Raw genomic sequence first — 20,939 nt, forward strand, 5'->3', positions numbered from 1 at the left:
CCGCGGACCCACAGGCACCGCTTATGGTGCCCTGACGGCTCATGGGAAAAGCTGACGGCATACAAAAGGACATGCACAGCTGCAGCGCGCCGGACCGTCGACAACGAGAACGGGCGTGACCGAGTGCGACCGAGAAGAACAGCCGTGGATCGAGGAGAGAAGCTGTGAGCACCGAGAACGAGGGCACCGCGGTACCCCCGGCCCCGTCTGCACCCCCTGTGCCGGTGGACGCTCCCGCTCCCTCGGCACCTGCCACCCCCGAGGGGAGCGACCACCGTACGGCCCCGCTCCCGCCGGTGCCCCCGAGCGCCCCCGGCGCCCCGGAACAGCACCCGGTGCACGCGGGCCACGCCCCCGTGTACGCCTCGGCGGGCTCCGGCGGTGCCCAGCAGGGCTCCGGGGGATCGGCTCCGGACAGCTCCTGGCCGCCCCCGCCGCCCGCGACCCCCTCGTACTCGGACGGCGGCAGCGGCCACAACTCCGGCTGGGGCTCCTCGTACCAGCCGCAGCCCTCACCGAAGCCCAAGTCCGGCCGCGGCGGACTCGTCGCCGCGATCCTGGTGGCCGCGCTGGTCGCCGGCGGACTGGGCGGCGGCCTCGGATACACGCTGGCCAAGAACAACGACGACAACACCGGCTCCACCACCGTCTCCGCCTCCACCAGCGGCGGCGCGGTGAAGCGGGACGCCGGCACGGTCGCGGGCGTGGCCGCCCGGGCGCTGCCCAGCACGGTCACCATCGAGGCCGAGTCCAACAGCGGCCAGGGCGGCACCGGAACGGGCTTCGTCTTCGACACCCAGGGCCACATCGTCACCAACAACCACGTCGTCGCGGACGCCCTCGACGGCGGCAAGCTGACGGCGACCTTCCCGAACGGCAAGAAGTACAACGCCGAGGTCGTCGGCCACGCGCAGGGTTACGACGTCGCGGTCATCAAGCTCAAGAACCCGCCGTCCGACCTCAAGCCCCTGACGCTGGGCGACTCCGACCGGGTGGCCGTCGGCGACTCCACGATCGCCATCGGCGCGCCCTTCGGCCTGTCCAACACGGTGACGACCGGCATCATCAGCGCCAAGAACCGCCCCGTCGCCTCCAGCGACGGCACCGGCTCCAACGCCTCCTACATGAGCGCCCTGCAGACGGACGCCTCGATCAACCCGGGCAACTCCGGCGGCCCGCTGCTGGACGCCCAGGGCAACGTCATCGGCATCAACTCGGCCATCCAGTCCACCGGCAGCGGGGGCCTCGGCGGCTCCAGCCAGTCCGGCTCGATCGGCCTCGGCTTCGCCATCCCGATCAACCAGGCCAAGTACGTCGCCCAGCAGCTGATCAAGACCGGCAAGCCGGTGTACGCCAAGATCGGTGCCTCCGTCTCCCTGGAGGACTCCACCAACGGCGCGAAGATCACCGAGTCGGGCGCCGGAGGCTCCTCCTCGGTGGAGTCCGGCGGCCCCGCCGCCAAGGCCGGCCTCAAGCCGGGCGACGTCATCGTCAAGCTGGACGACAGGGTGATCGACTCCGGCCCCACCCTGATCGGCGAGATCTGGACCCACAAGCCGGGCGACACGGTCACCATCACCTACGAGCGGGGCGGCAAGTCCCACACGGTCCAGCTCACCCTGGGCTCCCGCACGGGCGACAGCTGACCCACCGGCCCGCGCGCGTACCTCCCGGGTTCGCGACATCTGCCCCACGCGCGCGCGTGCCAACCCGTTACTCTTGTCCCCGCGCCGCCGATCACCGGCGACGCGGGGAGGCGTGCCCGAGCGGCCGAAGGGAACGGTCTTGAAAACCGTCGTGGCAGCGATGTCACCGTGGGTTCAAATCCCACCGCCTCCGCGCTGAGAGCAGTGAGAACGGCCCCCGACCTGGTGAGCAGGTCGGGGGCCGTCGTCGCGTGCTGCCTCGCGTGGACCAGGCGATCAGTTGTTGTTCTTCATGGTGGAGCCGGTTCCTCCCGGCACCTTCGGTGCCCAGCCGGGAGCCTGGGTGGCGTCCTTGAAGTCGGTCGACTTCATCAGGACCCGCCAGTCCTCCTTGCCCGCAGCGCCGTCGAGCCGAACGGTGAACTCTTTGACCTGGTGGGTGTCCTGGAAGTACAGGACCACGACTTGGCGTTCTGAACCGTCGTCGTAGAAGTCGCCCGTCACTTTGCCCCGGGCGCCGGCTCCGAAGCCCTTGATCCAGTTCTCGGCCGTCTTCCGGGCCGCCGCATCGCTGCTGTCGCTGGTCGCCAGCTTGCGGAGCTCAGCCGTCTTGCCGTCGGCGATGTGCCACACGAGCTCCTGCATCACCAGCAGGGAGCCGGTGGAGGGGTAGCCGACCACGTGCAACGGCTCGTGGTCGGCGTACATCTGCTCGTACGACGCGCCCGGCCCTCTGGCGTCAGCAGAGCTGTTGTCGAGAACAGCACATCCGGACGTCAGCAATACCGCTGCTGCCATCCAGCCTGCCGCTACATGGCCCTGCTTCAACCTGCGCATCTCATGTTCCTTGTAATTAGCGGGTCTTGGGCCTGACGATCGTGACCTTCTCGATGGGGTTCGAGGTGTGACTGTACCGATTGATCACTTCACTGAGAGTGGTCTGGTTCTTCAGGCCATGCTGCACGATCCCCGCGTGCCCCTGCACCATGGAGTAGACGATGGCCACGTGGTTGTAGACCCTCTCCCTCTTCCACTTGAAGAAGACGAGATCTCCCACCTTGGCGTTGTACTCGTGCGGTTGGATCGCGCCGTTGCGCCACTTGGTCACGTGCCGCCGGAGATAGTCCGCGCTCGTCCAACTCCAGCTCTTGCCAAACCCGTACCTGCCCTGCCACCAAGCGTTGTCCGCCTTGCGGCCGCCGGGGCGCATCTTCATCCCGCCCCCGTGGTACAGAGCTTTCGAGACGAAGTTCGCGCAGTCCGTCCGGTACTCCCACCGGGTGTCCAGGTTGTTGTACGCCCAGTTGGCCGTTCCGTCGCCGCTGATCGCTGCCGCCGCGGCTGCGGCTCCGGAATCCGCCGAATCTGCCGACGACGGCGCCGAGTCGGGGTCAGGGTGATAGATGCCCTCATCGATGAGCGGCTGCGGCCCCTCCTCCTGGTCGGCGGGGATGTTGCCGTTCGCGTCAGGAAGGTGCGGATCGGCTGAGGGAGCGGGCCACCCTCTTGAGGTCCACACGGAGTCGGCAACCGCTGCGGAGGTGTTGTCGCCGATGTCTGTGGATGCGTCGTCGGCGGCGCTGCTGGAGTCGCTCGCTGTAGCTGTGACGGCTCCGGTGGCGTCCGGGACGTCGGTGGAAGCGTGCGCTGTTCCTGTGATGGCACCGGCAGCGGTGACGGCGAGCACCGCCGCGCCGGTGATCGTACGACCGATCTTGTTGCGCAAGAGTCGGGTTCCTTCCCCCGTGAGTGTTTCCCGGCCGCCCGTTGGTCAGTTCGGTGCGGTTTCGGGACTCGTTGACTATGAGGATGGAGGGGCGGCTGCGCAGGTTCCCAGTTGATCGGTTTCGCGTGACAGGCGAGTCGGAGCACGCGTTACGGCACGTCAGCCAAGGGGAGGCCGCTTCGGCTTCCCCTTGGCGACGGCCAGGGGTCAGCTCTCGGGGTCGTACATGATCTCGCGCACCTCCTGTGCGCAGCGGCATGCCTCGGCGAATTTCGCGGCCCATCGCAGGGCGTCCTCGCGGGACGGGACCTCGATGATCGAGAAGCCGCCGATGACCGCCTTGGTCTCGGGGAACGGGCCGTCGGTGACCGTGCCGTCGGTGGCCACGATGCTCGCCCGTTGACGCTGCAGGCCGGCGCCGAAGATCCAGACTCCTGCCTCCTTGGCCTCGCGGAGCACCCGGTGGGCCGCCTCGCCGACCTCTGGCAAGTCCTCCTCGGGGAAGTCCATCGATCCGTCGTCGAACGAGATCAGGTACCGCGCCATCGTGTTCGTCTCCTTCTTCGGTGACCCCTTGGTCTCGTTAAGACGGATGTCGCGGCGCCTTCTCATCGGTGGGGCGCGGGGTGGTGATATTGATTTGGGCATGACGGGTGAACAGCCGCAGCCGCAGCCGCAGCCGCTGGCCGGGCGGGCGCGATCGCCGTGGGCGCGTCGCGGGATGCAGTTCGGGTTGGGGCTGATCCCGCTGGGCGGGGCCGCCTGCGGGGCCCACCGCTGGCTGGCGGAGTCATGGACCAAGGCCGCCGTGACGGCCGTGTCACTGGCCTGCCTCGGAGTGGTCGTGCAGGAGGTCGCCGAGCGCCGGCGGGCGGGGCGTCGGACGGCGCCGTGAGCGGTCGGCGGGAACGGTTCCGGCGCGTCCGCTGTCTTTGAGGTCATGACAACGGAGCATCGCCACCTCAGCCTTCTGACCTGCGCCCTCACGCTCGCACCGGCGCTGCTCCTCACCGCGTGCAGTGCGGGAGGAGGGGCGGGTGCCGCTCCTGCGGCTTCTGAGTCCCCGGCCGTGCAGCGGGAGAAGCAGCTCGCGGCGACGGTCCGGCGGGTCCTTGACACGTCCTCGGCCGACGCCCCGCTGGTCTCCAGCCTGGACCGCGTGTCGGACAGCGTCCAGAACGAGCTCGGTCTGCCCCGCGGCGGCGGTTACCGCGTCACCGTGGTCTGCGCGGGCCGAGGGTCCGTCGAGGTCGGCTTCGTGCCGGCGCGCACGGCGCCCGCCCAGCGGGTGTCCTGCGACGGCGTCCCCGTCTCCGCGCGCTTCGCGGTGAAGGCGGCCGGGACCAGGATCGACGTGCGGAACGGCGGAGGGGCCTCCGGGATGTTCGCCTGGCGCGTCGACAAGGTGCGTCAGAGCTCGTAGGGCGGGGCCTGTTTCGCCTCGGCCTCCCTCACGCACAGGTCCGTCAGAGTTCGTAGTCCCGGGCCAGTTCCGCCCAGTCCAGCTCCCGGAGGTCCGCTTCCGCCTCGCACTCGTCCGGGACCTGGGTCGTCGGCTGGAACCAGACGACCGTGAGGCCCGAGCGGTAGAGGACCGGGTCGTGCGCGGGGTCGAGGGGGCCGGAGCGGAAGGAGCCGATGCAGGCCACCGGGGGCAGGATCTCCACCGGGCCGAAGGCCCCCGCGTACTGGTCCGGGTACTCGCGCGGAGGCGCGACGAAGTGGATCGGGCCGCTGGGGAAGGCCAGTTCGGCGGCGCGCAGCAGGCCTTTGATGCGCATGTCGTTGACCAGCTTGCAGGGGTAGCCCTCGAGCATGCCGCCGTACGTCGACGACAGCCGTACCTCGGTGAGGTCGACGGAGCGGCCGGAAGCGAGGATCACGCGGGTCAGCGACATGATCCGCACTCTAGGGCGGTGGTGCATCCAGTTCCTTGTGGTTTTTCCGTGCCGTCCAGGGGTCCGGACGAGGTGCTTCCGTGCCGTCCAGGGGTCCCGGACGAGGTGCTTCCCTGCCGTGCCGTCCGGAGGTGCGGACGGGCCGTCCTCTCCGGCTCAGGCCCGGTGTCCCGTCATCCGGGCGGCCGACGCGATCGTCGCGCGGGCCTCGCGTTCGGACAGGCCGGTGTCGAGCGCCGCGTCGACCAGGGGGGCGACGAGGGCGGGGCCGATGCCGTTCTCGTAGGCGCGGCAGGCGGCCCAGAACAGGCGGGTGTTGCGCTGGCCCTCGTGCGCGGCGAGGACGAACTGGACCAGGCCCTGCCCGTGGTCGCCGGCCGAGGGGTGGGTCGAGGGATGGGTGGGGCGCGGCGGCGGCAGGAGCAGCCGCAGCAGCGCGGGCGGGCAGGCGGCGGGGGCGAGGTGGGCGGTGCCGGGAGCGGCCGTGTAGACGCCGTGGTCGGTGCGGGAGCCGGGCCCGACGAGGTAGCCGCCGGCGCCGCGGATGTCGATGCCGGGGGCCAGGCGGCCGGCGGAGTTGGGGACGGCGGTGCCGGGCGGTCCGGTCAGCCAGAGGTGGCGGCCGCCGCTGGGGGTGAGCACGACGACGGTGTCGGGGATCGTGAAGAGGTGGCGCAGGGCCAGTTCGCGCAGGGCCGCCGAGGAGTCGGTGCCGGACTTGGTGTCGAGGTCGATGCCGATCAGGTGGTGGGGCGGCAGGCCGCAGGCGATGCCGTAGCCCGTCGCCCAGGGGGCCGCGGCGAACAGTTCGCGGATGCGCGCGGGGTCGGCCGAGGCGTCGTACACCCCGTGGCCGAGGCGGCCGCACTCGCCGTGGCAGGGCCTGGGGTCGGGGTCGTCGCGGTGGGGGGAACGCAGGGCCGGGAGCTTCGTGCGGGACAGGGGGATGACGGCCAGTCCGCGTTCGGCGGCTGACAGGGCGTGTGCGAGGGCCAGCGTCGTGGCCTGCCGGTCGGTGGTGGCCATACCTCTATGTTCGTACGTACGTTCGAAAAAAGGAAGGGGAGTCGGCCTCGACGCGCCGAGGGCGGGGAGGTTGGCCGGAAATCTGCCGGAACGGTTCGCCCCTTGTGTGCCATCGGTCATGGTCGCCCTGCCTTGCCCCGGCCCGGTGCGGGAAGTGGCGAAAGGGGTTTATCGACTTGTCGTAGCACTTGAGTGGGAATCGGGGCTTCCGGGGTGGTTCGCCGGGGATTCGGTGGGCAACTCTGGTCTCGCGACGTCGTGCACAACCGCCGGGGTGGTCGGCCAACTCCCTTGGCAGCAGCCGTACTTGACGTACCTGACGTACTTCCGGCTAGGAAGCCGGGTTCTGGAGGAAGAACATGGCAAGCATCCGTACCGCCCGCGTCATCGCCGCCGTCTCCGCCCTTCCGCTGGCGGCCGCGCTGTTCGCGGGAGTCGCGGCGGCGGACAACGGCGCCATCGCGGGCGACGGATCGAACGCGGGCGTGGCGAGTGTCGTCGGCAGCGGCGTCGGCCACGACAACAACGGCAACTCGTCCACCACGCAGCAGAACGCGGTGGGCTCGGGCGCCTCGAACCAGAGCAACACCGCGCAGGTCAACGGCTCGGCGTTCACGGCCGTCCAGCAGGGGAACGAGAACGTCGCCATCCACTTCGGCCATCTGTGGTGAGCCACCGGCCCTGACCCGGAGGGGGGTTCGGGGGAGGGTCCGGGGAGGCTCAGGGGGGTTCCGGGGGGGGTTCCGGGGGTGTGCTCCAAGGGGTCGTGACACGTCCGCGCGGCGGTGCTTCGGTGCCGCCGCGCAGGCGTGTCCGCGTGCGGGAGAGCAACCTTGACACAGCATCAGATCTGACGGACAGTCAGAAACCTCTCAAGCGGCGAGGGGGCGACGGTGGGCGAGGACGAGCTGGGCGCACGGCTGAAGGCCTACGAGGGACGGGCCGCCACCGTCGCGGGCGTGGGCAAGGACCCCGTCAACCTGCCCATGATCCGGCACTGGTGCGAGGCGATGGGCGACACGAACCCCGCGTACACGGGCCCGGACGCGGTGGCGCCGCCCACCATGCTCCAGGCCTGGATCATGGGCGGCCTCTCCGGCCACGGCGGCCACTCCCAGGCGTACGACGAGCTCAGCGCCCTGCTCGACGAGGCCGGCTGCACCTCGATCGTCGCCACCGACTGCGAGCAGGAGTATCTCCGGCCGCTGCGCCCCGGCGACGAGATCACCTTCGACTCGGTGATCGAGTCGGTGTCGGACCGGAAGACGACCAAGCTCGGCACGGGGTACTTCGTCACGACGCGCACGAACGTCCGCGTGGGTCCCGACCTCGTCGGCACCCACCGCTTCCGCGTCCTCAAGTACGCGCCCGCGCCGCGCCCCCGCAAGCCGCCTCCCCGTCCCCGCCCGGTCGTCAACCGCGACAACGCCGGCTTCTGGGCGGGCGTCGCCGAACACCGGCTGCTCATCCAGCGCTGCACCGGCTGCGGCACGCTCCGCTTCCCCTGGCTGCCCGGCTGCAACCACTGCGGCTGCCCGGACTGGGACACGGTCGAGGCGAGCGGCGAGGGGACGGTCTTCTCCTACGTCGTCATGCACCACCCGCCCTTCCCCGCCTTCGATCCCCCGTACGCCGTCGCCCTCGTCGAACTCACCGAAGGCGTCCGCATGATCAGCAACGTCGTCGGACTGCCCTGCGACAAGGTGCGCACGGGCCTGCCGGTCCGGCTGGAGTTCCGCTCCTACGACGACGAGCTGACACTGCCCGTCTTCCGCGCCCTGGAGGAGGCCGTATGAGGCAGGAGGCCCCCTTGCGGGCCGGTGAGGAGCTCCCGCCGCTGGAGATCCCCGTGACCCGCACCCTGATCGTCGCCGGCGCCCTGGCCTCCCGCGACTACCAGGACGTGCACCACGATCCCGAACTGGCACGCCAGAAGGGCTCCCCGGACATCTTCATGAACATCCTGACCACCAACGGCCTGGTCGGCCGCTACGTCACCGACCACTTCGGCCCGACGGCCGTGCTCCGCCGGGTCGCCATCCGGCTCGGCGCACCCAACCACCCCGGCGACACCATGGTGCTGACGGGAACGGTCGAACAGGTCGACGGCGACACGGCGACGGTCCGGGTGGCCGGGTCGAACGCCCTCGGCCACCACGTCACCGGCACGGTGACGGTGACCGTGCCGCCCGCGGCGCCGTCGGGGGGTGCCGGATGAGCGTGCGCAACCGCGACACCCTCGGCGGTCGCGCGGCGATCGTCGGAATCGGGGCGACGGAGTTCTCCAAGGACTCGGGCCGCAGTGAGCTGCGGCTGGCCGTGGAGGCGGTACGGGCCGCGCTGGACGACGCCGGGCTGAGCCCTGCCGATGTGGACGGCATGGTCACCTTCACGATGGACACCAATCCGGAGATCACCGTCGCGCAGGCGGCCGGGATCGGGGAGCTGTCCTTCTTCTCCCGCGTCCACTACGGCGGCGGGGCGGCCTGCGCGACGGTCCAGCAGGCGGCGCTCGCCGTCGCCGCGGGCGTGGCCGAGGTGGTCGTCTGCTACCGGGCCTTCAACGAGCGCTCGGGCCGCAGGTTCGGCTCCGGGGTCCAGCACCGCGAACCGTCGGCGGAGGGTGCGGCGCTCGGCTGGGCGCTGCCGTTCGGGCTGCTGACCCCGGCGTCCTGGGTGGCGATGGCGGCCCAGCGCTATCTGCACGTGCACGGGCTGACGCCGGAGTCGTTCGGGCAGGTGGCGGTCGTCGACCGCAAGTACGCGGCGACGAATCCGGCGGCCTACTTCCACGGCCGCCCGATCACCCTCGCCGACCACGCCGCCTCGCGCTGGATCGTCGAGCCGCTCCGGCTGCTGGACTGCTGTCAGGAGACCGACGGCGGCCAGGCGGTCGTCGTCACGTCCGTGGAGCGCGCCCGCGATCTGCCGAACCGGCCCGCGGTGATCGCGGCGGCCGCCCAGGGCGCGGGGCGCGGCCAGGAGCAGATGACGAGCTTCTACCGCGACGACCTGACCGGCCTGCCGGAGATGGGCGTGGTGGCCCGGCAGCTGTGGCGCACCTCCGGGCTGACGCCGGCCGACGTGGACGTGGCGATCCTGTACGACCACTTCACGCCGTTCGTCCTGATGCAGCTGGAGGAGTTCGGGTTCTGCGGGAGGGGTGAGGCGGCCGATTTCGTCGCCCGGGAGGTGCTGCCGATCAACACCCACGGAGGACAGCTCGGGGAGGCGTACCTCCACGGGATGAACGGGATGGCGGAGGGCGTACGGCAGCTGCGCGGGACGGCCGTGAACCGGGTGCCGGGCGCGGAAAGGGTCCTGGTCACCGCGGGTACGGGCGTTCCGACGTCGGGCCTGGTCCTGACCGCGGACGGCTGAGTTCGACGCCGTCCGCGGGGCCGACCCGCAGGGGTCTTCCCGCAGTAGTCCCCACCCGCTCGTCCACCTTCAGGAGGTGGAGCCGGCCCCACCCCTACAACCTGAGGCGGACCCGGCTTCGGGACCTGCGGCCGATGAGCGGGAGGTGCACCCGCTCATAGCGTGGAGCCATGACCACACCCGTCTGCACCAGCGCCTCGACCGCCGCCACCCCGGCGACGCAGACTCTGCCGTACCCGTCGTTCTCGTCGTACGTCAGGGCCCGGCAGCCGGTGCTGCTGCGCACCGCCCGGTCGCTCACCGCGAACCCGAGCGACGCGGAGGACCTGCTGCAGACCGCGCTCACCAAGACGTACGTCGCCTGGGAGCGGATCGAGGACCACCGGGCGCTGGACGGCTATGTGCGCCGGGCCCTGGTGAACACGCGCACCTCGCAGTGGCGCAAGCGCAAGGTCGACGAGTTCGTGTGCGAGGAGCTGCCCGAGCCGGAGCCGGTGCCCGCCGGGGGCGACCCGGCCGAGCAGCAGGCGCTGCACGACGCGATGTGGCGGGCGATCATGAAGCTCCCCGACCGGCAGCGGGCCATGGTCGTCCTCAGGTACTACGAGGATCTGAGCGAGGTCCAGACGGCCGAGGTGCTCGGCGTGTCCGTGGGCACGGTGAAGTCGGCGGTCTCCCGTGCGCTCGGCAAGCTCCGCGAGGACCCTGAGCTGGGCCTGGTCCGCTAGGGCGGACACCCACTGTCCGGTCGGTTTTCGCCACCGTGACCTGATCGATCACCGGCAGCTAGTGACATACCGCTCGGTATGTGCGCAGAATCAGCGCGAGCCCCCTACTACCGCGTTGGCAATGTCGCCCCGGGAGGACGCCGTGCTGAGCACCATGCAGGACGTACCGCTGCTGATCTCGAGGATCCTGACCCACGGGTCACGGGTCCACGGCACCTCACAGGTGACCACGTGGACCGGGGAGGGCGACCCGCACCGCCGCTCCTTCGCCGAGATCGGCGAGCGCGCGGCGCAGCTGGCGCACGCCCTGCGCGACGAGCTCGGGGTGGCGGACGACGACCGTGTGGCGACCCTCATGTGGAACAACGCCGAGCACGTCGAGGCGTACTTCGCGATCCCCTCCATGGGCGCGGTCCTGCACACCCTGAACCTGCGCCTGCCCCCCGAGCAGCTGGTCTGGATCGTCAACCACGCGGCCGACAAGGTCGTGATCGTCAACGGCTCCCTGCTGCCGCTGCTCGCGCCGCTGCTGGACAAGCTGCCGACGCTCGAGCACATCGTGGTCTCCGGACCCGGTGACCGGTCCGTGCTCGCGGGCGCCCACGCCCGGGTGCACGAGTACGAGGAGCTGATCGCCGACCGGCCGCGTGCCTTCGACTGGCCGGAGCTGGACGAACGCACGGCCGCCTCCATGTGCTACACCTCCGGCACCACGGGCGACCCCAAGGGCGTGGTCTACAGCCACCGCTCCATCTACCTGCACTCGATGCAGGTCAACATGACCCAGTCGATGGGGCTGACCGACCAGGACACCTCCCTGGTCGTGGTCCCGCAGTTCCACGTCAACGCCTGGGGCCTGCCGCACGCGACCTTCATGACCGGCGTCAACCTGCTGATGCCGGACCGCTTCCTGCAGCCCGCGCCGCTCGCCGAGATGATCGAGAGCGAGAAGCCGACCCACGCGGCCGCCGTCCCCACCATCTGGCAGGGGCTGCTCGCCGAGCTGACCGCCAAGCCCCGGGACGTCTCCTCCCTCGTCCAGGTCACCATCGGCGGCTCGGCCTGCCCGCCCTCCCTCATGAAGGCCTTCGACGAACTGGGCATGCGGGTCTGCCACGCCTGGGGCATGACCGAGACCTCCCCGCTGGGCACGGTCGCCCGCCCACCGGCCCACGCGGTCGGCACCGACGAGGAGTTCGCCTACCGCCTCACCCAGGGCCGCTTCCCCGCCTCCGTCGAGGCCCGCCTCACCGGCCCCGGCGGCGAGCGCCTCCCCTGGGACGGCGACTCGGCCGGCGAGCTGGAGGTCCGCGGCCCGTGGATCGCCGGCGCCTACTACAACGGCCCCGACGCCGAACCCCTGCGCCCCGCCGACAAGTTCAGCGAGGACGGCTGGCTGAAGACCGGCGACGTCGGCACCATCTCCGCCGACGGCTTCCTCACCCTCACCGACCGCGCCAAGGACGTCATCAAGTCCGGCGGCGAGTGGATCTCCTCGGTCGAGCTGGAGAACGCGCTGATGTCCCACCCGGAGGTCGCCGAGGCCGCCGTGGTCGCCGTACCGGACGAGAAGTGGGGCGAACGCCCGCTCGCCACGGTCGTGCTGAAGGAGGGCTCCACCGCCGACTTCGAGACGCTGCGCGCCTTCCTCGCCTCCGACGCCTGCAAGATCGCCAAGTGGCAGCTGCCGGAGCGCTGGTCGATCGTCGAGGCGGTGCCGAAGACGAGCGTGGGCAAGTTCGACAAGAAGGTGCTGCGCAGGCGGTACGCCGAGGGAGACCTGGACGTCACCCGGCTCTGACGCGACGACGCGCCGGGCGGGACTCCCGAGGAGCCCCGCCCGGCGCGCATCCGTGCGGCTGCGGAAACCGCGGCGGTCACCGTCGTACGGCCGTGGCGGTCATCGCCGCGCAGCTGTGGCGCTCATCGACGTACGGCCGTCGTGGTCCAGCCCAGCAGGAGCCACACGCCCGCCACCGCGCACACCCCGCCCCAGCCCCAGTGGCTGAAGGCGAGGCCCGCGAGGGCCGAGGCGGTGGCGCCGCCCGCGAAGCCCGCGACCACGTAGGCGCTGTTGGCGGTGGCCGGGGTGGAGGTCGTCGTCAGGGCCAGGGTCTGGTTGGCGACGTGGGAGGCGACCAGGGCCGCGTGGATGGCGACGGCCGCCGCGAACAGGGCCACGAGCACGTGCCCGCCCAGCCAGAACAGGGGCACGGAGACGGCCGCGAGGAGATAGGCGGACCGTACGACCCTGGCGGCGCCGAAGCGGTCCACCAGCCCGCCCGCCAGGGGCGCCACCACGCTGGCCGCGAGCCCGAAGAGGCCGAAGAGTCCGGCGGTGGCGGTGGAGTAGCCGTAGGAACCGCCCGTCAGCAGCAGGGCGAGCGAGGTCCACAGGGCGCTCCAGGCGCCGTACATCCCCGCCTGCCGGACGCACGCGCGCCACAGGTCGGGCGAGCGGCGGACCACCGAGGGCATGGCGAGCAGCCCGGCGAACAGCGACCCCTGGCGGTTGCGGGTCTCCGTGGGCAGGACGGCGGCGGTGGCCAGGCCGAGCACGGCCGTCAGCACCGCGGCGCCGACGAACACCGTTCGCCAGCCGAAGGTCTGCCCGACCAGCCCGCCGAGCACGCGGGCCGCGACGATGCCGGTGAACAGGCCCGCGATGACGGCCGCGACATGGCGGGCGCGCCGGTCGGCGGGAGCGCGCTGGGCGACCAGCGGGACCAGGAGCTGCGGGACCACCGTGGCCGCGGAGGCGATCAGGACGGCCGCGGCGAGCGCGGTGGTCCCGGCGGCGGTGGCGCCGGCGATCAGGGCCGCCGTGGTGACCACCGACAGGACGGCCACCAGGCGGCGCCGGCTGACGCTGTCGCCGAGCGGGGCGAAGAAGAGCAGGCCGGCCGCGTAGCCGAACTGGGCGACCGAGGCGATCCAGGCCACCGCCGACGGGGTGGAGCCGAAGTCGCGGGCGATGAGGGGGAGCAGGGGGGCCGCGAGGTAGATGTTGGCGGCCGTGACGGCGGTGCACAGGGCGATGAGGGGAAGCAGCAGGCGACCGGCCAGGCCATCGGCGGGGCGCCGGGGGGCGGTGGTGCGGGCTCGGGTGACGGTGGTGGTGGGCGACATGGCGGGCGTGCTCCTTCGAGCCAGCTCTAGCAACTAACTGGTTGGTTGGAATGGTGAACAGTCTGGGTCGCCGTTCGATTCCCTGTCAACCAAACGGTTGGTTACTTGTCCCGCTACCCTGTCCTCATGGCAGCAGTGAGGGACCCCGAGGCCACCAGGGCCCGGATCTTCGAGGCGGCGGTCGCCGAGTTCGCCCGGCACGGCATCGCGGGCGCCCGCATCGACCGCATCGCGGCCGAGGCCAAGGCCAACAAGCAGTTGATCTACGCCTACTTCGGCAACAAGGCCGAGCTGTTCACCCAGGTCCTGGGAAAGGTCATGCTCGACCTGGCCGTCGCCGTCCCCGTCGACCCGGACGACATCGAGGGCTGGATCGACCGCCTCATGGACTACCACGAGCAGCACCCCGAGGTGCTGCGCCTGCTCTTCTGGGAGGGCCTGGAGTACGGCGCCACCGCCGAACTCCCCGACGAGGCCGAACGCCAGGAGCACTACCGCCGCAAGGTCGCCGCCCTGGAGGACGGCCAGGCGCGCGGTGTCGTCACCGACGCCATCCCGCCCCGCGACCTGCTGTTCCTGCTGATCGCCGTGGCCAACTGGGCCGCCGTCGTCCCGCAGATGCGGCGCATCCTGGTCGGCGCCGAGGCGACCGACCGCGACCGCCTGCGCGCCTCGGTGAAAGAGGCGGCGCGGCGGCTGGTGGCGAAGTGACCGTCGTCAGGCGCTGGTTGGTGCCGACCGTCAGGCGCTAGTTGGTGCCGATCCGGGCCAGCAGATCCACGATCCGGGCCTGCACCTCGTCACTGGTCGACCGCTCCGCGAGGAAGAGGACGGTCTCCCCCGACGCCAGCCTGGGCAGGTCGGCCTGGTCGACGGCGGCGGTGTAGACGACGAGCGGAGTGCGGTTGAGCTGGCCGTTCGCACGCAGCCAGTCGATGATCCCGGCCTGCCGGCGATGCACCTGCATCAGGTCCATCACGACGAGATTGGGCCTGAGCTGCCCCGCCAGCGTCACGGCGTCCGCGTCGCTCGCGGCCCGCGCCACCTGCATCCCCCGCCGCTCCAGCGTCGCGGTCAGGGCGAGCGCGATCTCGGCGTGCTCCTCGATGAGCAGCACCCGCGGCGGATGCTGCTCGCTGTCCCGGGGCGCGAGCGCCTTCAGCAGTACGGCCGGATCGGCGCCGTAGGCCGCCTCGCGCGTCGCCTGCCCGAGCCCCGCGGTCACCATCACCGGCACCTCGGCGGCGACGGCCGCCTGCCGCAGCGACTGCAGCGCGGTCCGCGTGATCGGGCCGGTCAGCGGGTCCACGAACAGCGCGGCCGGGAAGGCGGCGATCTGCGCGTCGACCTCCTCGCGCGAGTGCACGATCACCGGCCGGTACCCGCGGTCGCTGAGCGCCTGCTGCGTCGTCACGTCCGGCGCGGGCCACACCAGCAGCCGGCGCGGGTTGTCCAGCGGCTCCGGCGGCAGCTCGTCGTCCAGCGGCTGCGGCCGCGGCGGGTCGGCGACCTCGACGGCCCCGCCCGGCCCGTCCAGCGGCTCGGGCCCCTCGGCGGCGTTCTCGTCCGGCGCCCCTATGGCGTACGACCGTCCCGTGCCCTCGGTCGCCTGCGCGAGCCGGGCCTGACCGGCCAGGGAGGGCTGCGGCTGCGGCTGTTGCTGTTGCTGTTGCTGTGCGGGAGTCTGGTCGGCCGTCGGGTGCGGGCGGGCCGCCTGCTCCGGCGCGCCCGCCGCAGCGGGATCGGGCCGCGTCCCCAGCTTGCGGCGCCGGCCGGACCCGCCGGGGTTGTGCGGCGCGGGCGTCGCCGTCGGCTGCTGGACCTGCGCCGCCTGCCGGGTGAACGGCACCCCCTGCCCCAGCGTCCGCACGCTGATCGCCCGCCCCTGCGTCGAGTTGGGGTCGACGGGAGCGGCCGCGTCGGCGGGAAGCGGCTGGGCGACGGCCCGTGCGTCCGGAGCCACCCGCCCCACGCCGGCCGTGGCGGCCGTCGCTTCGCTGGGCGGCTGGACACCGGGGTGCGGAGGGGGCGCGGGCTGGGAGGACTGCGCGGGCTGCAGCGGCTGCGGCTGCTGTGGCGGTACGGGGGTGGCGGCGCCGTCGGCGGGGACGGGTGCGCCGACACCGGGCACCGCCGCCTGGGCCGGCAGGGGCTGGGCGGGCACGGGGGTGCCCGGAGGCACCGGCGTGGTCTGTGTGCCCGGCGCCGGGGTGGCTTGGGCGGGCAGGGGCTGGCCGGGGGCGAGCGGGGCGGCTGCGTTCGCCGCGTCCTGGGCTGGAGCGCCCGGCATCTGAGCGGCGGGCGCCGGTGGGACGGGGGCCGGCTGGCCCGGCAGTACCTGGGCGGGCTGGCCGGGAAGTGCCTGGGCGGGCCCCGGCGGTACGGGAGCCGCCGGTACTCCCTGTGCCGGGACCGGCTGGCCGGGGGCGCCCGGGATCCCGACGGGCTGGCCGGGGGCACTCGGGACTCCGACGGGCTGCCCGGGGCCGCCCTGGACCGGGATCTGCTGCCCCGGCGCCATCTGCACGCCCCCCGGCAGCGCGCCCTGCGCGGGAACGGCCACCGGCTGCTGGGCCACGGCCTGCTGGACCTGCGGCTGCTGCACGGGCGGCACCGGCTGGCCCGGTTGAACAGGCTGACCGGGGACCGGCTGCCCGGCGATCGGCTGCCCCGGCACAGGCTGCCCGGCGGGGACCATGCCGCCCACCGGCTGCCCGGCGATCGGCTGCCCCGGCACAGGCTGCCCGGCGGGGACCATGCCGCCCACCGGCTGCCCGGCGATCGGCTGCCCCGGCACAGGCTGCCCGGCGGGGACCATGCCGCCCACCGGCTGCCCGGCGATCGGCTGCCCCGGGGTGGGCTGCCCGGCGGGCGCCATGCCGCTCTGCTCGGCGACGGCCTCCTGTGCCGGTACCGGTACGCCTTCGCCCTGCGCGGGCGCCGGCTGTGCCACGGCACGGCGACGGCGGCCCGTCGGAGCGCTCGTGGGATGAGGCTGCGGCGGGGTGTGGTCGCCGGACTGGTCGTGGGGCACGGCGTCGTGCCGGCCGTCGTCGACCAGGGCGTCACCGGCCGCGTCCTGACCGCTCTGACCGGGAAGCTGCGTCTGCGGACCGGGAACCTGGGCCTGGCCCTGGGCCTGGACCTGCCCGGGAATCTGGGGCTGCGCCGGGGCCGGCGGGGGAGCCACCGCGCTGTCGGGCGTCCGGTCCGCCTCGGCCGGGGGCAGTGCGAACACCGCGCGAGGGCCGGCCTCCTGTGCGGCGGCCCGCTCGTTCGCGGCGGCCAGGGCACGCCGACGGCGCCCGGTCGGCTGGCCGTCCTCGGCGGGAACGGACCCTGCGGACTGGTCACCCGGAGCCGGTTCCCCGGTCGGCGCGGGCGCCGCGGGCAGTGCCGCCGGCAACGCCTGCTGGGCCCCGCCGCCGTGCCGGGCACGGCGCCCGCCGGACGCGGGCACGCCCTGCGGCGGAACGGTGCCGCCCAGTCCCGTACCCACGGCGGCCGTTCCCGCGGCATGCTCGGCGGCCATGACGACGGCACCCTCGCTGACCCCGTCACCGGCGCTCTCCGCAGGCCGTCCGCGGCGCCGCCCGGTGCCACCGGACACCTCCAGGGCGGCCGAGGCCGCGGCGGCGGCCGACTCCTCGACGGCCCGCCGCCTGCGCCGCCCGGTGGGCACACCGGCCTCCGCGTCGGCGGCGGCCGGCTCCCCGCTCTCCCCCGCGACCTCACTGTCCAGGAAGGCGTCGACGGAGGACCGCCGGGCCCGCCGCCGCCCCCCGCCGGAGGTGTCCTCCTCTGTCGGCGTCTCGACGGGGGCCTCGGCCGCGACGGCCCCGGCCCCGCCCCCGATCGGCACCTCCAGCACGAAGGCGCTGCCGCTCATGCCGGGTACTTCGTGGGTCTGCAGCACACCGCCGTGGGCGCGCACGACCCCGCGGACGATGGGCTCGTGCACCGGGTCTCCCCCGGCGTACGGCCCGCGCACCTCGATCCGTACCACCTCGCCGCGCTGAGCGGCGGCGACGACCACGGTGTTGTCCATGTAACCGCCCGCGGAGACGGGCGCGTTGCCGGTGGCGTCCACTCCGGCGACGTCGGCGATGAGGTGCGCGAGCGCGCCCGCGAGCCGCTGCGGGTCGACCTCGGCCTCGATCGGCGGTGCGTGGACGGCGAACTGCACGCGCCCGGGCCCGATCAGCTCGACGGCGCCGTCGACACCGGCCGCGACGACGGCGTCCAGCATGACCTTCGTACGGGTGATCTGCTCGCTGCCGGCGTCGAGGCGCTGGTATCCGAGGACGCTGTCGATGAGCGTCGTGATCCGGGAGTAGCCGGCGGACAGGTGGTGCAGGACCTGGTTGGCCTCGGGCCACAGCTGCCCGGCGTCGTCGGCGGCGAGCGCGGCCAGTTCGCGCCGCAGCTCGTCCAGCGGCCCCCGCAGCGAGCGCCCCAGCAGGGTCAGCAGCTGCTCGTGGCGTCCGGCGAGAGCCTCGTACCGGTCCTTCTCCCGCTCGCCGAGCGCGGCGTACCGCTCCTCGCCGGCGGCGAGCTCCTCCTCGTGCTGCGCCTGGAGGTCCTCGAGTTCGTTGAGGTGCTTCTGCCGCAGGGCGGTCAGCTCCGAGGCGTGCTCCTCGTCGATCCGCTCCAGTTCCTCGGCGTGCCGCTTCTCCTCCGCGGCCTTCTCCTCGGCGAGGGCGTCGTAGGGCCGCCGGTCGGTGAAGGTCATCACGGCGCCGACGAGCTGGTCGCCGTCGCGCACGGGCGCGGTGGTGAGGTCGACGGAGACGGGGTCCCCGTTCTTGGCGTAGAGCACCTGCCCGCGCACCCGGTGCTTGCGCCCGGAGCGCAGGGTGTCGGCGAGGGGGGACTCGTCGTACGGGAAGGGGGAGCCGTCGGCCCGCGAGTGCAGGACGAGGGTGTGCAGCTCCTTGCCGCCGAGGTCGCTGGCCCGGTAGCCGAGTATCTGGGCGGCGGCCGGGTTGACGAGCACGATCCGCCCGTCGGTGTCCGTCCCCACGACGCCCTCGGCCGCGGCGCGCAGGATCATCTCGGTCTGCCGCTGCGACCGGGCCAGCTCGGCCTCGGTGTCCACGGTGCCGGTCAGGTCGCGCACGACGAGCATCAGCAGCTCGTCGCCGCTGTAGCCGTAACCGTCGTACGCCTGCTGCCCGTTCTCCAGGTTGGCGCTGGTCACCTCGACGGGGAACTCGCTGCCGTCGGTCCGCCGGGCGATCATCCGGGTCGGCTTGGTGCGCCCGCGCGGGTCCATGTGGTCGGGACGCCGCATGGACCCGGGGATCAGCTTGGAGTCGAACTGCGGCAGCAGGTCCAGCAGTCCCCGGCCCACCAGAGCGGTCCCCGGCGCCTCGAAGGCCTCCAGGGCGATGGTGTTGGCGTTGACGACGGTCCCGTTGGCGTTGACCAGCACCAACGCGTCGGGAAGCGCGTCGAGTATGGCTGCGAGGCGAGCAGCGCCTCGGGATGGCCTGCTGCTCACGAGACGCTTCCTCCCTGTTACCGCACCTTGCCGACCGCTCGGGCCATCTTGCCAACCGGCCCGCGGCGTGTCACGCGGGGGAGTCTACGGGCACCGGTTGCGCCGGCGGCCCCGGATGAGAGGGAGGTCGCACGAGGAAGTGAAGTAGAACGTGTGACCGTATCTCCCGGGCCCCCGGCCTGGCCTGGGCGACTTTACGAAGCCGTGGTTTCCGCCAGGTGAAGCCCACGGACATCGGGGATTCGGGGCGAACGCCCGGCAACGGACGCCTTACGAGGCGTCCGCCAGGGACGCCCCACGCCAGGCCGCTACGAACGCCCCACGCCAGGCCGCTACAGCCGGCCCTGCGGGCGCAGATCCGGCAGCACCGGCACCATCCGGTCCCAGCGGGCGATCTCGCACCCGTTGTCGCGGCTGTACGTCGCGTCCACGGGGCGGCCCGCCCAGACGCCGGTGACGTGCGCGGTCGCGGGGCCGCCGTACTGCATGGTGCAGATGCTGCCCTCGGGCACCGGGGCGAAGGTCTCCCTTCCCCAGCGGCTGCCCCGATCGAGGGCCGTGCAGGCGCCGGCCACGTCCGGGTGGTCCCCGGCGCCGGGATGGCAGTACAGCCGGAAGGTCCCGTCCCTGCCGTCGCCCGCGTGCCGCACGGTGACGGTGAGGTGGTCGGCGGGGAGGTCCCCGTCGCGGGCGGGAGGGGGAGCGAGGGCGGCGGCGGGGGTGAGGGGGGAGACGGCGCCGAGTGCGCCGAGGGTGAGCAGGAGCCGGGCGAGGGGCCGGCGGCGGGTACGGACGATGACCTGGGACATGACCTGACTAACGCGGGGCGCGGTACGACGTTGCGCACCCCGTCGCACGCGCCGCCGCGCGCGGGGCAACCCCTTTGCTCTGTGGCCCGAGTGCCTAGTACCGTGGAGGCCGATTGGTGACAGCACGCTCGACTGTGTCATCATCTGCACGCACCACTCGCGCTCGCGCGAGCGGCTGTGCTGGAGGCGTCGCCTAGTCCGGTCTATGGCGCCGCACTGCTAATGCGGTTTGGGCCTTAAAGCCCATCGAGGGTTCAAATCCCTCCGCCTCCGCCCCTGATCACCAGTGATCACCGAAGCCCCGGTCCCACGGACCGGGGCTTCGTCGTTCCCCACCTCGTCCCATACCCCCACTCGAGCACGTTTTCGCAGCTCACAAGGGGTAGACCAAACGGATTTCACATGGCGGCGGCAGTCATGTAATGTTCTTCCTGTCGCCGCGAGCGGGCCGAAAGGACCGGGAGCGGCGGAAAAACAAAACAAGCACTCGTAGCTTAACGGATAGAGCATCTGACTACGGATCAGAAGGTTGCAGGTTCGAATCCTGCCGAGTGCACACAGGTCGAAGCCCCCTCGGGATCATCCCGGAGGGGGCTTTGTCGTGCCGTGGTGAAGGTCAGGCCCCGGTCGGGGGCGCGGGGTGGGGCCGGTTAACCGTTGGCCGGTCGGCCGGTGGGTTCTGTAGCTTGCCGCCATGAGCGACAACCGAAGGGGCGATGCCGCGTAGGCGCCCGTCAGTTCTGCGGGGTGAGCTGCCCGTCCGTGGCGGGCGGCGGCGCCGGTATCCGCCGATCGACCGTCTTTCCGGGTCCTGCACCGCCGCTCTGCGCCGGCTGGAGCGGGCCCGCTTCTGGCCCGAGGCCACGGAAGAGGCCTTCTGGCACTGGCGTGCTCTCGCCCACGGCCCGCTGAGGCACCTCGTGGACCCCCTCGCCGGTCCTGACTGCGGCCTCCCCGAGTGCGGGTGCCACGGCACCGGCTTTCGCGGGCACCTCGAAACCGTGCTGCACGCGCTGCCCAGGAAGAGCGCGCGTGAGCTGCGCTCGCTCGTGCGCGCCCTCGACGAGAAGATCCTGGCGAGGGCCGCGGTCAT

General features: G+C 72.5%; 18 protein-coding genes and 3 tRNA genes. 13 read left to right on the forward strand and 8 right to left on the reverse strand.

What is annotated here, in order from left to right:
• Positions 1 to 164: 164 nt before the first annotated feature.
• Positions 165 to 1,646 carry a S1C family serine protease gene (locus M8J74_RS07520; protein WP_249835656.1) on the forward strand — a complete coding sequence of 494 codons (1,482 nt, stop codon included), beginning with the start codon at positions 165 to 167 and terminating at the stop codon, positions 1,644 to 1,646.
• Positions 1,647 to 1,752: 106 nt separating this feature from the next.
• Positions 1,753 to 1,839, forward strand: a tRNA-Ser gene (locus tag M8J74_RS07525).
• An 83-nt stretch (positions 1,840 to 1,922) separates the two neighbouring features.
• Here M8J74_RS07525 and M8J74_RS07530 read toward each other — a convergent pair.
• From M8J74_RS07530 to M8J74_RS07540, 3 genes are all read right to left on the reverse strand, one after another.
• Complete coding sequence (locus M8J74_RS07530; protein WP_249835657.1) at positions 1,923 to 2,483, reverse strand: hypothetical protein; 561 nt, start codon at positions 2,481 to 2,483, stop codon at positions 1,923 to 1,925.
• A 16-nt stretch (positions 2,484 to 2,499) separates the two neighbouring features.
• Positions 2,500 to 3,372: an amidase domain-containing protein gene (locus M8J74_RS07535; RefSeq protein WP_249835658.1), complete on the reverse strand. Its 873-nt coding sequence runs from the start codon at positions 3,370 to 3,372 to the stop codon at positions 2,500 to 2,502.
• A gap of 207 nt (positions 3,373 to 3,579) precedes the next feature.
• On the reverse strand, positions 3,580 to 3,918 hold the full coding sequence (locus M8J74_RS07540; RefSeq protein ID WP_249835659.1) for a YciI family protein: 339 nt from the start codon (positions 3,916 to 3,918) through the stop codon (positions 3,580 to 3,582).
• 100 nt (positions 3,919 to 4,018) lie between these two features.
• Here M8J74_RS07540 and M8J74_RS07545 point away from each other — a divergent pair, with 100 nt between their 5' ends.
• The gene (locus M8J74_RS07545) at positions 4,019 to 4,267 is read left to right on the forward strand and encodes a hypothetical protein (protein ID WP_249835660.1); all 249 of its coding nucleotides are present in this window, start codon (positions 4,019 to 4,021) and stop codon (positions 4,265 to 4,267) included.
• A gap of 45 nt (positions 4,268 to 4,312) precedes the next feature.
• Positions 4,313 to 4,795 carry a DUF6023 family protein gene (locus M8J74_RS07550; protein ID WP_249835661.1) on the forward strand — a complete coding sequence of 161 codons (483 nt, stop codon included), beginning with the start codon at positions 4,313 to 4,315 and terminating at the stop codon, positions 4,793 to 4,795.
• 43 nt (positions 4,796 to 4,838) lie between these two features.
• Here the strand turns inward: M8J74_RS07550 and M8J74_RS07555 are convergent, their stop codons facing one another.
• On the reverse strand, positions 4,839 to 5,270 hold the full coding sequence (locus M8J74_RS07555; RefSeq protein WP_249835662.1) for a hypothetical protein: 432 nt from the start codon (positions 5,268 to 5,270) through the stop codon (positions 4,839 to 4,841).
• A 156-nt stretch (positions 5,271 to 5,426) separates the two neighbouring features.
• Complete coding sequence (locus tag M8J74_RS07560) at positions 5,427 to 6,296, reverse strand: bifunctional DNA primase/polymerase (protein ID WP_058924381.1); 870 nt, start codon at positions 6,294 to 6,296, stop codon at positions 5,427 to 5,429.
• A gap of 359 nt (positions 6,297 to 6,655) precedes the next feature.
• On the opposite strand from M8J74_RS07560, the gene M8J74_RS07565 reads away from it, so the two are divergent.
• From M8J74_RS07565 to M8J74_RS07590, 6 genes are all read left to right on the forward strand, one after another.
• Entirely contained in the window at positions 6,656 to 6,967 is a 312-nt protein-coding gene (locus M8J74_RS07565) for a hypothetical protein (RefSeq protein WP_249835663.1), read from the forward strand.
• A gap of 222 nt (positions 6,968 to 7,189) precedes the next feature.
• The gene (locus M8J74_RS07570) at positions 7,190 to 8,092 is read left to right on the forward strand and encodes a bifunctional MaoC family dehydratase N-terminal/OB-fold nucleic acid binding domain-containing protein (RefSeq protein WP_249835664.1); all 903 of its coding nucleotides are present in this window, start codon (positions 7,190 to 7,192) and stop codon (positions 8,090 to 8,092) included.
• Between the two features lie 14 nt (positions 8,093 to 8,106).
• On the forward strand, positions 8,107 to 8,514 hold the full coding sequence (locus M8J74_RS07575) for a MaoC/PaaZ C-terminal domain-containing protein (protein ID WP_249835683.1): 408 nt from the start codon (positions 8,107 to 8,109) through the stop codon (positions 8,512 to 8,514).
• A complete protein-coding gene (locus M8J74_RS07580; protein ID WP_249835665.1) occupies positions 8,511 to 9,677 on the forward strand; it encodes a lipid-transfer protein in 1,167 nt (388 codons plus the stop codon). The genes M8J74_RS07575 and M8J74_RS07580 overlap by 4 nt, the downstream gene beginning before the upstream one ends.
• Positions 9,678 to 9,847: 170 nt before the next feature.
• A complete protein-coding gene (locus M8J74_RS07585) occupies positions 9,848 to 10,405 on the forward strand; it encodes a SigE family RNA polymerase sigma factor (protein ID WP_249835666.1) in 558 nt (185 codons plus the stop codon).
• A gap of 121 nt (positions 10,406 to 10,526) precedes the next feature.
• A complete protein-coding gene (locus tag M8J74_RS07590; protein ID WP_249835667.1) occupies positions 10,527 to 12,206 on the forward strand; it encodes a long-chain fatty acid--CoA ligase in 1,680 nt (559 codons plus the stop codon).
• A 122-nt stretch (positions 12,207 to 12,328) separates the two neighbouring features.
• On the opposite strand, the gene M8J74_RS07595 is transcribed toward M8J74_RS07590, so the two are convergent.
• Positions 12,329 to 13,534, reverse strand: a complete 1,206-nt coding sequence (locus M8J74_RS07595) for an MFS transporter (protein ID WP_249835668.1) — start codon at positions 13,532 to 13,534, stop codon at positions 12,329 to 12,331.
• 126 nt (positions 13,535 to 13,660) lie between these two features.
• Between M8J74_RS07595 and M8J74_RS07600 the strand changes: the two genes are divergently transcribed.
• Positions 13,661 to 14,245 (forward strand): TetR/AcrR family transcriptional regulator, encoded by a 585-nt coding sequence (locus tag M8J74_RS07600; RefSeq protein WP_249835669.1) that lies wholly within the window; start codon positions 13,661 to 13,663, stop codon positions 14,243 to 14,245.
• Between the two features lie 37 nt (positions 14,246 to 14,282).
• On the opposite strand, the gene M8J74_RS07605 is transcribed toward M8J74_RS07600, so the two are convergent.
• A complete protein-coding gene (locus tag M8J74_RS07605; RefSeq protein WP_249835670.1) occupies positions 14,283 to 19,037 on the reverse strand; it encodes a response regulator in 4,755 nt (1,584 codons plus the stop codon).
• 332 nt (positions 19,038 to 19,369) lie between these two features.
• Positions 19,370 to 19,846, reverse strand: coding sequence for an SSI family serine proteinase inhibitor (locus tag M8J74_RS07610; RefSeq protein ID WP_249835671.1), 477 nt, complete (start codon positions 19,844 to 19,846; stop codon positions 19,370 to 19,372).
• 182 nt (positions 19,847 to 20,028) lie between these two features.
• Here M8J74_RS07610 and M8J74_RS07615 point away from each other — a divergent pair.
• Together M8J74_RS07615 and M8J74_RS07620 are read left to right on the forward strand one after the other, a co-directional pair.
• A tRNA-Ser gene (locus M8J74_RS07615) sits at positions 20,029 to 20,119 on the forward strand.
• 210 nt (positions 20,120 to 20,329) lie between these two features.
• Positions 20,330 to 20,402, forward strand: a tRNA-Arg gene (locus M8J74_RS07620).
• Positions 20,403 to 20,939: the final 537 nt, after the last annotated feature.

The organism is Streptomyces panaciradicis (genome assembly GCF_023516615.1).
GTDB lineage: Bacteria > Actinomycetota > Actinomycetes > Streptomycetales > Streptomycetaceae > Streptomyces > Streptomyces panaciradicis.